This is a genomic window from Calorimonas adulescens (genome assembly GCF_008274215.1).
GTDB classification, from domain to species: Bacteria; Bacillota; Thermoanaerobacteria; order Thermoanaerobacterales; family UBA4877; genus Calorimonas; species Calorimonas adulescens.
Window position 1 is genome coordinate 78,751 of record NZ_VTPS01000008.1, and the last position, 13,698, is coordinate 92,448.

At 41.5% G+C, this 13,698-nt stretch carries 11 protein-coding genes; 5 read left to right on the plus strand and 6 right to left on the minus strand.

Going from position 1 to position 13,698, the window contains the following annotated elements; translation table 11 throughout:
- Positions 1-2: 2 nt before the first annotated feature.
- Both sufB and sufC read right to left on the minus strand, forming a co-directional pair.
- A complete protein-coding gene (sufB, locus tag FWJ32_RS06610) occupies positions 3-1,403 on the minus strand; it encodes a Fe-S cluster assembly protein SufB (protein ID WP_149545174.1) in 1,401 nt (466 codons plus the stop codon).
- Positions 1,404-1,417: 14 nt separating this feature from the next.
- Positions 1,418-2,170 carry a Fe-S cluster assembly ATPase SufC gene (sufC, locus tag FWJ32_RS06615; protein ID WP_149545175.1) on the minus strand — a complete coding sequence of 251 codons (753 nt, stop codon included), beginning with the start codon at positions 2,168-2,170 and terminating at the stop codon, positions 1,418-1,420.
- Between the two features lie 428 nt (positions 2,171-2,598).
- Here sufC and FWJ32_RS06620 point away from each other — a divergent pair, with 428 nt between their 5' ends.
- The 5 genes from FWJ32_RS06620 to FWJ32_RS06640 all read left to right on the plus strand — a co-directional run bounded on the left by FWJ32_RS06620 (position 2,599) and on the right by FWJ32_RS06640 (position 9,039).
- Positions 2,599-3,414 (plus strand): family 1 encapsulin nanocompartment shell protein, encoded by an 816-nt coding sequence (locus FWJ32_RS06620; protein ID WP_162523543.1) that lies wholly within the window; start codon positions 2,599-2,601, stop codon positions 3,412-3,414.
- Positions 3,415-3,416: 2 nt separating this feature from the next.
- Entirely contained in the window at positions 3,417-3,740 is a 324-nt protein-coding gene (locus tag FWJ32_RS06625) for a ferritin family protein (RefSeq protein ID WP_149545177.1), read from the plus strand.
- Between the two features lie 191 nt (positions 3,741-3,931).
- Complete coding sequence (locus FWJ32_RS06630; RefSeq protein ID WP_149545178.1) at positions 3,932-5,884, plus strand: UvrD-helicase domain-containing protein; 1,953 nt, start codon at positions 3,932-3,934, stop codon at positions 5,882-5,884.
- 264 nt (positions 5,885-6,148) lie between these two features.
- Positions 6,149-8,314: an ATP-dependent helicase gene (locus tag FWJ32_RS06635; RefSeq protein ID WP_149545179.1), complete on the plus strand. Its 2,166-nt coding sequence runs from the start codon at positions 6,149-6,151 to the stop codon at positions 8,312-8,314.
- A complete protein-coding gene (locus FWJ32_RS06640; protein WP_149545180.1) occupies positions 8,302-9,039 on the plus strand; it encodes a PD-(D/E)XK nuclease family protein in 738 nt (245 codons plus the stop codon). The genes FWJ32_RS06635 and FWJ32_RS06640 overlap by 13 nt, the downstream gene beginning before the upstream one ends.
- A gap of 314 nt (positions 9,040-9,353) precedes the next feature.
- On the opposite strand, the gene FWJ32_RS06645 is transcribed toward FWJ32_RS06640, so the two are convergent.
- The 4 genes from FWJ32_RS06645 to FWJ32_RS06660 form a co-directional block, all read right to left on the minus strand.
- Positions 9,354-9,620 carry a nucleotidyltransferase domain-containing protein gene (locus FWJ32_RS06645; RefSeq protein WP_238988815.1) on the minus strand — a complete coding sequence of 89 codons (267 nt, stop codon included), beginning with the start codon at positions 9,618-9,620 and terminating at the stop codon, positions 9,354-9,356.
- Between the two features lie 377 nt (positions 9,621-9,997).
- A complete protein-coding gene (locus tag FWJ32_RS06650; protein WP_149545182.1) occupies positions 9,998-11,809 on the minus strand; it encodes a TIGR03986 family type III CRISPR-associated RAMP protein in 1,812 nt (603 codons plus the stop codon).
- Complete coding sequence (csx19, locus tag FWJ32_RS06655) at positions 11,784-12,371, minus strand: type III-D CRISPR-associated protein Csx19 (protein ID WP_149545183.1); 588 nt, start codon at positions 12,369-12,371, stop codon at positions 11,784-11,786. Before csx19 ends, FWJ32_RS06650 begins: the two co-directional genes overlap by 26 nt.
- On the minus strand, positions 12,364-13,698 hold the full coding sequence (locus FWJ32_RS06660) for an RAMP superfamily CRISPR-associated protein (protein ID WP_149545184.1): 1,335 nt from the start codon (positions 13,696-13,698) through the stop codon (positions 12,364-12,366). Before FWJ32_RS06660 ends, csx19 begins: the two co-directional genes overlap by 8 nt.

The window sequence follows — 13,698 nt, forward strand, 5'->3', positions numbered from 1 at the left end:
TCCTAACCTATACTGCCTTCCATCTCTATATTTATGAGCCTGTTTAGTTCCACAGCGTATTCTAACGGCAGTGAACCGGATATAGGCTCCACAAATCCCTTGACTATCATTGCCTTAGCCTCGTCCTCTGAAAGTCCCCTGCTCATGAGATAGAATATCTTGTCGTCACTTATCTTGCCTACCTTTGCCTCATACCCCATATCCACACAGTCGTTTTGCACCTCTATTATGGGCAGGGTATCAGAACGGGATATATCGTCCAGCATAAGGCCCTCACATTGCACTGTAGTCTTTACTCCTGTGGCCATGGGTCCCACTTTCAAAAGCCCCCTGAAATTGGTTATACCGCCATCCTTTGACAGGCTCTTTGATACCACCTTGGAAGAGGTATTGGGGGCTAAGTGAATCATCTTGGATCCCGTGTCTAAGTGCTGGCCCTTACCTGCGAAAGTAATACTGGTGAATTCAGAGGAAGCACCCTCTCCCCTTAATATGGATGCTGGATAAAGCATGGTCTTTTTGCTGCCAAATGACCCGGACACCCATATCATGCTGGCTCCCTCATCCACAAGTGCTCTCTTGGTATTCAGGTTATAGGTATTCTTGCTCCAGTTCTCTATGGTCGAGTAACGGAGCTTGGCGCCCTTCTTCACATATAACTCCACACAACCCGCATGGAGGTTGGATACCGAATACTGAGGTGCTGAACAGCCCTCTATATAATGGGCTTCTGCACCTTCATCAACTATGATGAGGGTATGTTCAAACTGGCCTGTCCCTGGCGCATTCATCCTGAAGTATGCCTGCAGGGGAGTCTCAACCTTTACCCCCTTTGGCACATAGACAAAACTCCCACCACTCCATATGGCACCATGAAGCGCGGCAAACTTATGATCGGTTGGCGGTACACATTTCATAAAGTACTCCCTTATAATATCAGGATATTTTTTTAAGGCTGAATCGAAGTCCTCAAATATGACCCCTTGCTTCCCAAGCTGCTCTTTTATATTATGGTATATCACCTCTGAGTCAAACTGCGCCCCAACACCGGCCAGATACTCCTTCTCTGCCTCGGGTATGCCCAGTCTGTCAAAGGTTTCCTTTATATCCTTGGGTACATCATCCCACGTCTTTGCCTTTTCGGCGTCCGGACTGATGTATGCCACAATGTCATCAATATTGAGTTCACTCAGGTCCACACCCCACGCAGGCATTGGCTTGCTGTTATATATCTCCAAGGACTTCAGGCGAAACTCCCTCATCCAGTCCGGTTCGCTCTTGAGAGATGATATTTCCTCTACTATTTCCCGTGTGAGGCCCTTTTTTGTCTTATGCCTGTATTTTACTTTTGCCTTTATGTTATATCTGGAAAAGTCTATATCATTTATTACAGTTTTAGCCATGCTCTCACTCCCTTTTAGATGAGCTCTTCTGCTCTTAATGCCTCATAGCCGGTCTCCTCCAGCTCTTTGGCTAAAGAGCTGTCCCCACTCTTCACTATCCTGCCATCCATCAGTACATGTACAAAGTCAGGCTCCAGGTAATCCAGTATGCGGTTATAATGTGTCACTATAAGGATTGACATATCCTCTGTCTTTACCTTCTTTATAGACTCAGCCACTATCCTCAATGCGTCTATGTCAAGCCCCGAATCAATCTCATCCAGCATTACAAGCTTTGGGTTTAGTACTGCCATCTGCAATATCTCAGCCTTTTTTTTCTCACCACCTGAGAAACCCACATTGAGATACCTTTCTGCATATTCATCCCGCATCTCTAAAAGCTGCATCTTCTCTTTCAAGAGCTTCTTAAATCCAAGTATGGACTGATTTTTACCGGTAACAGTATTCAGTGCTGTCCTTAAAAAGTTCTCCAAGGTAATGCCATCTATCTCCTCAGGATATTGGAATGAGAGGAATATACCCCGCTTTGCCCTCTCGTCCACCTTCATACTTATTATATCTTCTCCCTCAAACAGGATAGAGCCACCTTCAACTTTATAGGATGGGTTTCCCATAATAGTATTGCAAAGAGTGCTCTTGCCGCTCCCATTGGGTCCCATTATGGCGTGTATTTCACCCCTGCCTATGCTAAGGTTAATCCCCTTAAGGATTTCTTTTCCATCTACATTCGCTCTCAAATCCTTGACCTCTAAAAGCATTTTATCCATATACTTCTCCTTTCAATCCTAATTCCAAGTATTTTACTATGAATTCCTATTTATTTTATATCATATTAACGACAGAAATACAAGTATTTTAGTTGGAATTTGCATTTAACACATAAAATAATTAAGATATTAAATAATAATGACTTGTAGGTAAACAACGCTAAATGTGGTATAATATTAATATAAACAAAATGCTGCTGTAAAACTTAATAACATGGCATATAACATTGAAGCAGTCGATGGTACTTTATAATAAGTTGCGGAATAGGTCTTACGAATAAATATAAATCTATTAGCATATATGCCTCGAAAAATAAAAACAATAGTATTTTTATGTTAAAACGTGTATCAGGTTTTCTAATGTTAGTGCCATGTCATTACGGGTCTACTGCAGCAGTATTGAATAAATATAAAAGGGAGGTATGAATATGGCTGATTATTTGTCCAGAGGAGCTTCACCGTTCTCTACGGAGGAGTGGGCTTCCATTGATGCGGCAGTAGTAAATGCTGCAAAGACGGTGTTGGTAGGAAGAAAGTTTATCCCACTCTTCGGCCCTGTAGGAGCAGGTACATTTGTTGTGCCAAAGGACAAGCTGGTAGAAGGCGAAGGCAACATAATAGGCAGCAGTGGCAAGACCTTTATACCATTAAACACCCTGTACAGGGATTTTGTATACCCGTGGAGAGACATACAGTTTTTTGAAGAAAATAATCTCCCCCTGGACACCAACAGGGCTTCATATGCCGCTACCCTCCTTGCAGCAGAAGAGGATAAGCTGATTTTTTATGGAGATGATTCAAGGGGCATAGAAGGTATACTTAATGCCAATGGAAAACTGGAATACGCTATAAGCAACTGGCAGGACGGCAGTGCATACGATGATATTGTGAATGCTCTGGCCCTCTTGAGAAGCAAGTATATGGTCGGCCCTTACGTGCTTGTGGTAAGTCCTGTACTATATGCGGCGCTTAACAAGACATATAAAGACACCCCGTATCTAGAATCTGAAAGAATAGAAAATCTTGGTGTTAAGATATACCAATCTCCTGTATTAAAAGACAACGATGGATTTATCGTATCCACCGGCAGTCAGAACATGGACCTTGTCATAGGCCAGGACATGATAACATCATTCCTTGAGACTACAGATATGAACCACTACTTCAGAGTATTTGAAATAATAGGCCTGAGGGTCAAAAATCCTGAGAGCATTGTCGCTCTTAAGTATAAGGGGGAGGTATAGAAATGGCATACGGAAATGGAGATGTAAAAGGGAGCGGTTACAAGACCGAGGGTTTAGAACAGTTCCTCATCTGGGTGAGAGAAGATATTGCCGGGGAGATTGATGCAATAGACAACTACCAGTATCATATAGACTCCATTGATATACCTGAAATCAAGGAAATCTTATCGCATATAAGGGATGAAGAAAAAGAGCACCTTGCTGAGCTGACAAATCTCCTGAGGAGGTTTGACACCGTACAAAATCTCAAGTTTAAAGATGACAACTTTGCAGAGGGTACAAAGTCTGAAGAGGCCTCAGGCGGGTTTACTGTAGGAAACGCTTAAAAACAAGAGCTGCTGGAAATTCCAGCAGCTCTTGTTTTGCATAATGTACTGCAGATGTTCTACTTATCTGGTATAATTAGATATATAATTTCTGAGCAATTAATTTACAGGGTATTGCTCTTAAATGTTATATATTCAATGCCAGATAGGCCCTTGCATTTAATCTTAGATGTACGAGTGAGGTGACACCTTTGAGTGCGTTCCTTATAAAAGGCCCGGCCGGAAGCGGCAAAACCACATATCTTAAAGAACAGTACCTGAAACTTACAAAAAAACATATCAGAACTGATGAGATACTCTTTATCACATTGAATAAGCCCAATATGAACCATATAAAACGCAGTGTGGAACTTGATACAGATACCTCTACGTGTATAACCACATTCCCAAGGTTTGTGAGCGATGAGCTTATGCTCTTCTGGCCTGTAGTCTTAAAAAACTGCACCAAAATCGAGGCAAAGAACCCACATCCGATACTCATTGATACATTGACAGCCCATGAAATAATGCGTGAGATTGTTGAAAGGATGCAAAAAGAAGGAGGATTCCCAGATATCAAGGCCACATCGGACAGCATATCCCTGGAGGTCATGCATAACTTTTCCAGGGCAACTTCCTGCCTCATAGACTATCATGAAATTCCAGACCTCCTGATTCAGGCCCACCCCGACAAAAATCCGACGGCCTTTAAGGATATGGGTGCTGCCTTATGCGAATACATAGACCTGCTCTTGAGCCATGGGTTTATTGATTATGGCCTGAGCCTGTATCTATATAATAACTGCTTAAGGGACACAGAGATATATAGAGAAAGGTTTAAGGAAAGATTTAAATACCTCCTGGCTGACAATCTTGAAGAGTCCAACCCCTCTGTGGTCTCATTCATATCTTCATTCCTGGATTGGTTTGAGGAGGCATACCTTGCCTTTTCCACCGATGGGGGTTATTCTGTGGTCCTTGGTGCCTCTCCTGATTATACATTAAAAGAGTTAAAGGAAAGATGCAATATAATAGAACTAAACAACTACTATACATCTTCAGATAGCCTTCTGTCACTGTCCGGCGCCCTGCAGGCAAATATAGAGGGCGGCAGGGCAGTTACCGTATCTTCCCCGGTAAGTCTGGTTGAGTGTGAATACAAAAGTGAGATGATAGACTCCGCTGTGGATGCAGTAAAAAAACTTATTGCAAAGGGATTTAAGCCTGGAGAGATTTCTGTGATAGCCCCTTATCTGGACCCGGTCTCTGAGGAGTTGCTGGTATCAAATCTTTCTGCTTTGGGATTGAGGCCCTTTCCCCTTACAAATACCGGAAGACTAATAGACCAGCCATTTATAAGAAATATTGTTACCCTGACAATGCTGGCCCACCCATGGTGGGGCATAAACCCAAACCACAGCGACCTCAAGGATACTTTTTGCGCCTGTTTTGACATGGACCCTGTAAGGGCTTCTATACTGGCCAATTTTGTAGAAAGCAAAAAGTCTCTGACATCTCTCGACAATAAGACCACTATGAGGATAGGCTTTGGCAGCAGAGAAAAATACGAAAAACTGCTCGACTGGCTGAGCCAATATAACGAAGAGGTGCCAATAGATTCTTTCTTAAAAAAACTCCTCTGGGACTATCTCATACCACTGCCCACAACAAGAGAAAACATAGTGGCTACCAGGAGACTTATAGACATGGCCTCAGGCTATATAAAGATAATGGAGGTAATACGGCCTGGTGAAATGTATGGCAGAGATTTTGTCATTGCGATAAAGCGTGGTATAAAGGGTATCGAGGTTTTGGAAGAAAGGCCTGAGGATGCTATTGTTATAGCTACGCCCTACTCCTACCTGATGAACCCTATTTTCTCAAAAGCACAAATATGGCTTGACGCCTCTGACATAGACTGGGAAGATCCGGATATAAGACCTTTATCCAACCCCTATGTGTTCCTCCCGGGGTGGAAGGGTACCTGGACTCCAGCAATAGAGGATATGTATTCCAGGCTTATGCTCTCCAAGAGGATTGTCAATCTGCTGAAACGGTGCAGTGAGAGACTCATAGTAATAAACTGCCGTCTTTCATCAAGATTTACAGAGCAGGGTGGTATGCTTATGGAATACATACAGAAGACATGCAGGATCGTACCGTAGGAAGTCTATAAAGAATGATAGCAAGCATTAAATGCAACCTTAGAGTGAGTCTATTATACTCTTGATGAGTGGCAAATGAAGCCAGGGCATCTGGCATGGACTTAAGAGGCCGACGCTTAAGGTTTATGACGCCGAGTGGAGGCGTACCCGGCTAAATAGCAGCCATGAATCATTAGAGTATCAAGACGAACGACCAGGTGCATGGATGCTGCTATCATTCGTAGCACGCTTCTTACATCCAAATACATCTAGGAGGATCGGACAATGAAGCTAAGAAATGACCTAAAGGAATTTTTAACATATTATAGAGGCGGGAGGCTGGCTATACCCTCAGTACCTGGGGCAGGGAAAACAACCCTTCTTTCACACCTCACTGCCCACATAATTGAGACAGAGGCTGATGCGCGGGTCTTGATAGTTACATACATGAATTCTGCAGTGGCCAACTTCAAACAGCGCATAGACAGCCTTTTAAAAGAAAAGGGTATACTTGTGAGAAACTACGACGTCATGACCCTCCACTCATTGGCATCCACCATAGTTAAGGAGAGCCCCGCATCCCTCGGCCTGGCCAAAGACTACAACATACTGGATGAACTGGAATGCATAAACCACCTGAAGACGGCCTTTGAGGCATGGCTCTCCACTCACGAGGATATCTTTTACTCAAAGCTGCTGGTCAGGGACTTCTATACCCCAAAACGTATAGAAACTATCAAGAAGAACTTCAGGGAAAGCTTCATAGCCGATGTCGGGAGGGCCATATCCCTCTTTAAAGGCAACAATATCACATCCTCAGACGCCATGTCATACATCCACCAGCTCCCTGAGGACTCATACCTCCGCTGGGCCTTTGAGATATACTCACTGTATCAGGACAGGTTAAGGCTCAACGGGGCTGTAGACTTTGACGACCTCATACTCCTGGCATACAGGCTGCTCACGTCAGAACACGAGATACTCTCAAAATTTCAGGACAGGTGGAATTATTTCTTTGAGGATGAGGCGCAGGACTCTAACATGCTGCAGGAGAAGATCTTAGAACTCCTCTCCCAGAAGTGCGGCAATCTGGTGCGTGTGGGAGACCCCAACCAGGCCATACTCTCCACCTTCACCATAGCAGACCCTAAGCTGTTCACCGAGTTTATCAACGCCAATGACAGAAAAGAGATAAAGACATCCGGCAGGAGCTCTATTGAGGTGATAAGGCTGGCAAACCACCTGGTAGAGTGTGTAAAGTCCCTCAATGAGTTTGAGAGTGTAAGGGACTCCTTAGAATACCAGCTCATAGAACCTGTAGCCGATGCCAACTTTAAAAACCCGGAAAACTTCAAATACGGCATAAGATTTTACGAATACGAGGATGAGGATGAAGAGCTGTCACACATTTGCTCTCTTGCCGCAAAATACATACAGCTCCATCCGGACAAGACTTGTGCAGTGCTGCTGAGGACAAACAATCAGGTGGAGTCCATGGTGGAAATATTCCACAATAATGGCATAAAGGCTGTGGAGGTATCCAGTTACCCTTTAGAGGACCTCATTACAAGGAAGATTTATTACTGTCTTAAATTTATTAACAGGCCTGAAAGGACAGATAACCTCATAGACGTACTCCGATATGTACTGGCACCTGAGATAAAAGATATCCACCCATTAAACATGTTTATCCATCGTTCCAGGGTTGAGGATATACTCTATCCCATAGACAGGATCCCTGTCCTTCCTGAGGACGTGGGCAATGAGGAGAAGGAGATCTTTTACAGGGCAATAGAGACAGCCAAAAAACTGATAGAGGCAGGCGATATGAGCATAGACAAGCTCATAATATACATCATGGACCTTTTGAGAGTAACAGGAGAGAGCAGGGCCATAGGTGAGGCAGTGGCGGAAGAGGCCAGGAAAAGGCTGTATGATCCTGGCTGGAGGATTGAGGATGTCATAGATGAGCTTGCCTCTCCCAAAAATAAGTATAACAACCTGGCATCGGTCTTTTATCAGAAAAAAGGTTTTGAGGCCAGGCCAGGCGAGGTAATGGTACTTACCTACCACAAGGCCAAGGGACTGGAATGGCATAATGTATTTATGGGTACTGTAGAAGCCAGAGACTTCCCCCTGCTTTTGACCCACAGCTTCATAGGCGAGACGTGGTATCTTAAAGAAGAAGAGAGAAACCCCTTCTCTTTAATAGAGGCAGAGTTTAAAAGCCTCATGGGAGAAAACGTAGACCCCGACTTTAAAAAACAGGCAAAGCTCAACATAATCTCAGAAAACCTGAGGCTCCTTTATGTAGGCATCACCAGGGCAAAGGAGACCCTGGTCATCACCAGCCACAGAAATGACAGATATGATAAGCCGTTGGATAACATGCTCTTTAAAAAGATATTCCATGAATTCATCCAAGAGGAGAGATTAAAATGGAAGATATAAAAAGGATGTATTTCAGCCAGACAGCCCTAAGGACATACATGAGTTGCCCCCTTAAATTTAAAAACAGGTATATAGAAGGCCTCTACTGGAATTTTGACTCACCTGCTGCAAGAGAAGGACGTGAATTCCACTTAGACGCTAAAAGGCATTTTTTGAACCTGCCGCTTTCAGGCCATAACGGTGATTTAATAGCCACCATGGCAGACTTCGTGCCTGTAGAGTCAGGGAAAGAATACCTGCCCGAATTTTCCCTGAGGCATAACAATGGAAATATAAAAATAATGGCTAAGTACGACCTTGTCGTAGTGGGTGAAACTGTAGAGATATACGACTGGAAGACAGAATCGGCCAGGCCCAATGCAGAAAAACTCCGGGATGACATACAGACAAGGTTGTACCTGTACACCATGGCAGCAGCCGGTAAGACAATAAAAGAGGACATAAGGCCCTCCGATATCTCCATCACGTACTTCAACCCGAGCTACCCCTCCTCACCGGTCAGGATAGATTACGACTCATACCGGTTTGAAAAGGACGAAATAAAAATATCCGGCCTTGTAAGCCAGATACTGAAAGACACCGAGTTTAAGCCCACAGATGACAGGAGAAAATGTGCATACTGTGAGTATAACAGGCTCTGCAACGGCAAACCCGTATCACTGGACAGCGTGGATGACCAGGACTTTGAGCTAAGCTGGGATGATATAGAGGAGATAAGCTTCTAAGTTGCTGCCCATCACACCTCTTTCTGCTCATGCGTTCTATCCTTATACTACTTTGTAGTATCTACCTTATAACCCTCTCATGTACAGGAAGATACAATAACAATTACCCATCACTTTAGAAATAGTTTAGAGGCACCACATAAGGTTCACCATCCTCGCTCACTGTACCCAAAAACCATGGTCCACTTGCTTTGGGATATTCATAACTCCGTCCTCTTTTATCACGTGATTGCTCTCCTCATTTTCCTATGCATACCTCATTCATCCAGTTTCATTAGTTGTTTGTCCTCTTTAACAGTTATGTTGCCTATCTTTTATGAGTTTGTGTCTTTTAAGATATTTTTCCATATTCCATCATCATGTACCAGTACTCCTTTGCTAACAGCCTCTATGGGGTTTCTTTTTCTGTATATAAACTTAAACTCATCCGTGGTATATCCTTTGGGTTCTATGGCATCAAAGACATACTCATACAAAAGCTCACCTCTATTCTTATAGCTTTTCGGTATCTTGTCAGATATAATTATTACGTCAATATCACTGCTCTCATTAAAGTTTCCCCTGGCCACAGAACCTATCACGATGGCACACATAGGACTAAAAATACAGCTTACATTTCGGGCATACTCAGTGGCCAGGCCTATAAGCCTTTCTCTCCATTCTTCTTCTCTCCATTGCTGTAATCATTATAACGTATCCCTCCACAAAATCCAGTATACTTTGAGCATATTGAATTGAAGTCATTACATTTCCTTCATCATTATATCCCTATACAAAATTAAATTATTTTTCTTACTTATAATCCTACAGTATACCACGTTATCCCTATTTTCCAAAATTTAATCATTCTGCTTATATAATATAATTACATTATTTACTAATTTCCATTCTCAAAGGCGTAAAAAAAATTATAAATTGCTATCAGCTTGTTAAAATAAGGCATAGCAATCACCATGCCCTATTTCAAGCCGGTAGGTCCAGGAAGAATTTCCCTGGATTTAAATTGCTCAAGTTCCATATAGTCGGTTTCTTTCGGTCCAGGGAACTTCAGCATCCTTAAAAGTATTCTCCTCCGTTCACCAAAAATATTCTTACCAATCCTCTTATTCATACAGTCTTCAAAGTCTTTTTTCAGTTCATCTATTTTACCGTCATCCTGCTTCTGGATCCAGCTCGTTAAAGACAGCGTAGAATATTTCTCTTTGATATTGTAAAGATATAAGACTGGCTTAATATCAACACTGCCACAACCCAACGGCTTTCCCAGACCAAGTTTATATTTGCAACCATCTGGGAGCTTTAATACCCATAAAAGCATTCCAAGTTCTTCATTTGACAGATTTTCAAAATAAACTTTAAATTCAAAGCTTATACCGGCAGATATTGCATCAAATTCAGTTTCAACATCTTTTTTCCCAGTTTTATTTTCAACATCTTTTACATAATTCTTATGCCAGTACAGCTTGTAACCTCTTATTACGGTTTCGTCAAAAGGTTTAGAGTTATAGTTCTTCAGCTTTCCTATATCATGCGTGTCCTGATTAAGATAAAGCTGATAGCTTGATGGTTTTGGGCTTCCCAATACAGAAACATGGTGTCTACTTACCACGTTCTGTTTATCTGCTAAACGTGCATCAGTAAATAAAACCCTCCCCTTGTGGGCTTTCTTACCCTCAGTGTAGCCAAATACAGACTCAACCATATCTGGCCTACCATCACCATGTAGTGGAATGTAGTCTCCTATTGAATATTTGTATGGTATTCTGAACATACCTGTGTGTCCAAAGAAATAATGTTTTTGTCCACTTTTGTCCTCATATTGTATATAAAAACATGGTATGCTTTCATTCTTATCTTGAGGTATTACTGAAAACTTATTCTTATTTATTTTATCTGTAATCGCCTCATTTTTATATAGCTCTATATCCTCTCCGCTTAATTCTATTGATGTACTCTCCAAATCCTCATCGGGGATTATCCACTGCATATGTTTTTTTTTCATACTGCCTGATATTATAAGCCATCCGCGCTCCCACCCTTCTCTTTTCTTAGTCTTTCCATCATCCAGCATTATTTCTTCTACTTTGGCATAATAAAGTTTCCGCTTTGAATGCTGGTGATCTTCTGGTTTTGTAGGTTTAAACCATATTTTATGCCTTGTAAATTCTTTGAGACAATTATTCTCCAGTTTTTTTATAGTATCATTTTCAATTCGAAAATATTGAACGTTATTAATTTTTTTAGCTGGAGTTATGTAATACTCACCACCATCTTCTTTAATGTATCCAGCACTCGCCTTTGTATAAAATCCAGTAAAGCCATCTTTACTCATCCTACCACTCATCAATCCAATGTAGTCTTTTGCCGAAGATGAGCTGCTCATGTCTCTGTAGAGCATCCTCTTATTTCTGTCAGTAAACTTCATTTTAGCAAAACTTATTATCTCACATAGTTCCCTTATCATACCTCTAATACTGCTTCCAGGTATTACAGGCTCTTTTGTGGCTTTGTCCACACAGAAAAATTCTACAGGAACAAATTTATCATCCCTATGCCTAATATATTCTTCCAATGTATATCCTGCCCTTATATAAAGATCCGTCAAGTTTGTCAAGGTACAGTCTATGTAACCGCTGTACCTATTGGGATAATATCTGTCCAGTCCCACGTCCTCAAAATAAGCAATACTATCTGACAATTTTACAAAATTATATGGAGCATGTGCTTTCCTTTCTTCTGGCAAATTAGAAATATGTTCTTTTAAGCTCATCCTCTATCCTCCTCACCACAATATCGCACAGCCTTCCACCTGAATAATACGCCTGGCCATCTTCATCATAATCAATGCTGTTCCTCACAACGAGCTTTACAACAAAATCATTATCAGGATAATCTATAGTAACCGGCACTGCATGTCTTATACCTCTGTTTTCCACTACCACAGTAAAGCCATTTATCACACCTCCATTTTTTCCTTTCCTCTGTCCCCACAACATGTATTCATGCTCTTCATAATCTTCCCCGTCTTTGGATACACTTCCATAAAGTTTGTTATCATTTTTTCTTAAAAACACCTCGCATTCCCGTCCAAAAATCCTGCATTCAATCAGTTTCTCATAATTAATTTCAGGTGAATTTTCTACAATTCCACTTGAAAAAGAAAATCTTCCATCTATCATTTTCCCCCACACAACCCCATCAAAGAAAAAGGCCAGCATATAGTTTGCGTTATATCTTAATCCTATGTCATTTATACTTTTTATCAAACTTTCTGTATCATTTATCTCATCTATATAAGAATCAAAGGATTTTGCATCCTTTAAATCATTCATTACTTTTCACCCCCAGACATTTTAAAAATGCATCCACATATTTATCAATCTTCTGCTGCTCAGAAAAATTAAACCCCTCATCTATATTTATTAACTCATCTTTCCTGCTGATTTTACCACTCATTCCTTTAAGCCTACCTCTTCCTATCCCACTCTCTCCTCCCACAGTCAAATCTCCTACCCAGAGGTCCCTTATAAGAAATAAAATTAACCCAATCTCATGATCCTTAGGCTGTCTAATCTCAATATTTACATTTACTCTTGTATCACTGCTACCATAAATAGGCATCTCATCGAATAGTGCCGTTTCTAACGCCCCACCAGTAAATCTGTCTATCTTTACCCTGTTAATAACTATTGGCTTCATTTGATTTTCTACAGTCGACTCATGGACAACTATTCTGCTTGCTTTGTCTTTACATCCAAAAAGTTCATAAACACCCAATAAATCAGCACCATACGTATTAAATATCCTAACTGCCCTTTCTCTTAGAACACCCGCCAGGCTTGTCCCGGGTATAACAGCTTTACCGCTGTCTGCAGAAACAACAGTATATTTATCAACACCTATGTCTGCATTTGGATAGTTTGTCCCAATGAGTAAAGACCCATCAACACCAAACTCACAAGAAAGCCTGAAAATATCTCTTTTATCATAAAAAGCCTTAATCCCCATCAATTCTTCCGAGCTTTTTCCGTTCTTCCATTCGTCAGATTCTCCCCTGTTATATAAAAGCCATTCACACAGACCAGAGGGTGTAGAAAGGTCCATAAGCTTAATTTCCCAGTTTGTAACCCGGCATCTTCCGTATCCCCTGTTCTTCTTATAGCCCAATGAAATCTCACCATTTTCGAATCCTTTCATTATAGTCGCAATTGCCCTCTTTTCTTCTTCATTGTCTAAAAAAACATCAAAGGCTATATCAAAACAAGCACCACTGTTTATAAATTCAGCATCATATTTCATGTCCCTTAAAGCTGTACCTGTCTCCGGATCTATCATAACACCATCCCTTATGGTTGGTGTATAACTGTAGCCATGTAAGTCATAAACCAATATTCTACTCTGATTTTTATTTTCATCGTCAACGTATCCGAAAATCTCATCAGCTATTGGGCAATCGCCTTTACTATGATAGTTGGTGGCATACGACACAAGATAATCCCTCATAGCACCAGCAATGGAACTTCCCAGTATCGTTGCACTGCCATCTATTGGATCAACAAGAACGGGATTATCGCTCCAGTCAGCATAAGAAATATCTCCACCGGTATGAAACGGCTCCTCAAATATGAGTTGGCCTTTTACTGCCAGATATTCACTCAT

Excerpts from the sequence above, each read along its gene's own strand:
- FWJ32_RS06635 (WP_149545179.1), top strand. The coding sequence starts at position 6,149 with ATGAAGCTAAGAAATGACCTAAAGGAATTTTTAACATATTATAGAGGC.
- FWJ32_RS06650 (WP_149545182.1), bottom strand. The coding sequence starts at position 11,809 with ATGAGCTTAAAAGAACATATTTCTAATTTGCCAGAAGAAAGGAAAGCA.
- FWJ32_RS06625 (WP_149545177.1), top strand. The coding sequence starts at position 3,417 with ATGGCATACGGAAATGGAGATGTAAAAGGGAGCGGTTACAAGACCGAG.
- sufB (WP_149545174.1), bottom strand. The coding sequence starts at position 1,403 with ATGGCTAAAACTGTAATAAATGATATAGACTTTTCCAGATATAACATA.
- FWJ32_RS06660 (WP_149545184.1), bottom strand. The coding sequence starts at position 13,698 with ATGAGTGAATATCTGGCAGTAAAAGGCCAACTCATATTTGAGGAGCCG.
- FWJ32_RS06620 (WP_162523543.1), top strand. The coding sequence starts at position 2,599 with ATGGCTGATTATTTGTCCAGAGGAGCTTCACCGTTCTCTACGGAGGAG.
- csx19 (WP_149545183.1), bottom strand. The coding sequence starts at position 12,371 with ATGAATGATTTAAAGGATGCAAAATCCTTTGATTCTTATATAGATGAG.
- FWJ32_RS06640 (WP_149545180.1), top strand. The coding sequence starts at position 8,302 with ATGGAAGATATAAAAAGGATGTATTTCAGCCAGACAGCCCTAAGGACA.
- sufC (WP_149545175.1), bottom strand. The coding sequence starts at position 2,170 with ATGGATAAAATGCTTTTAGAGGTCAAGGATTTGAGAGCGAATGTAGAT.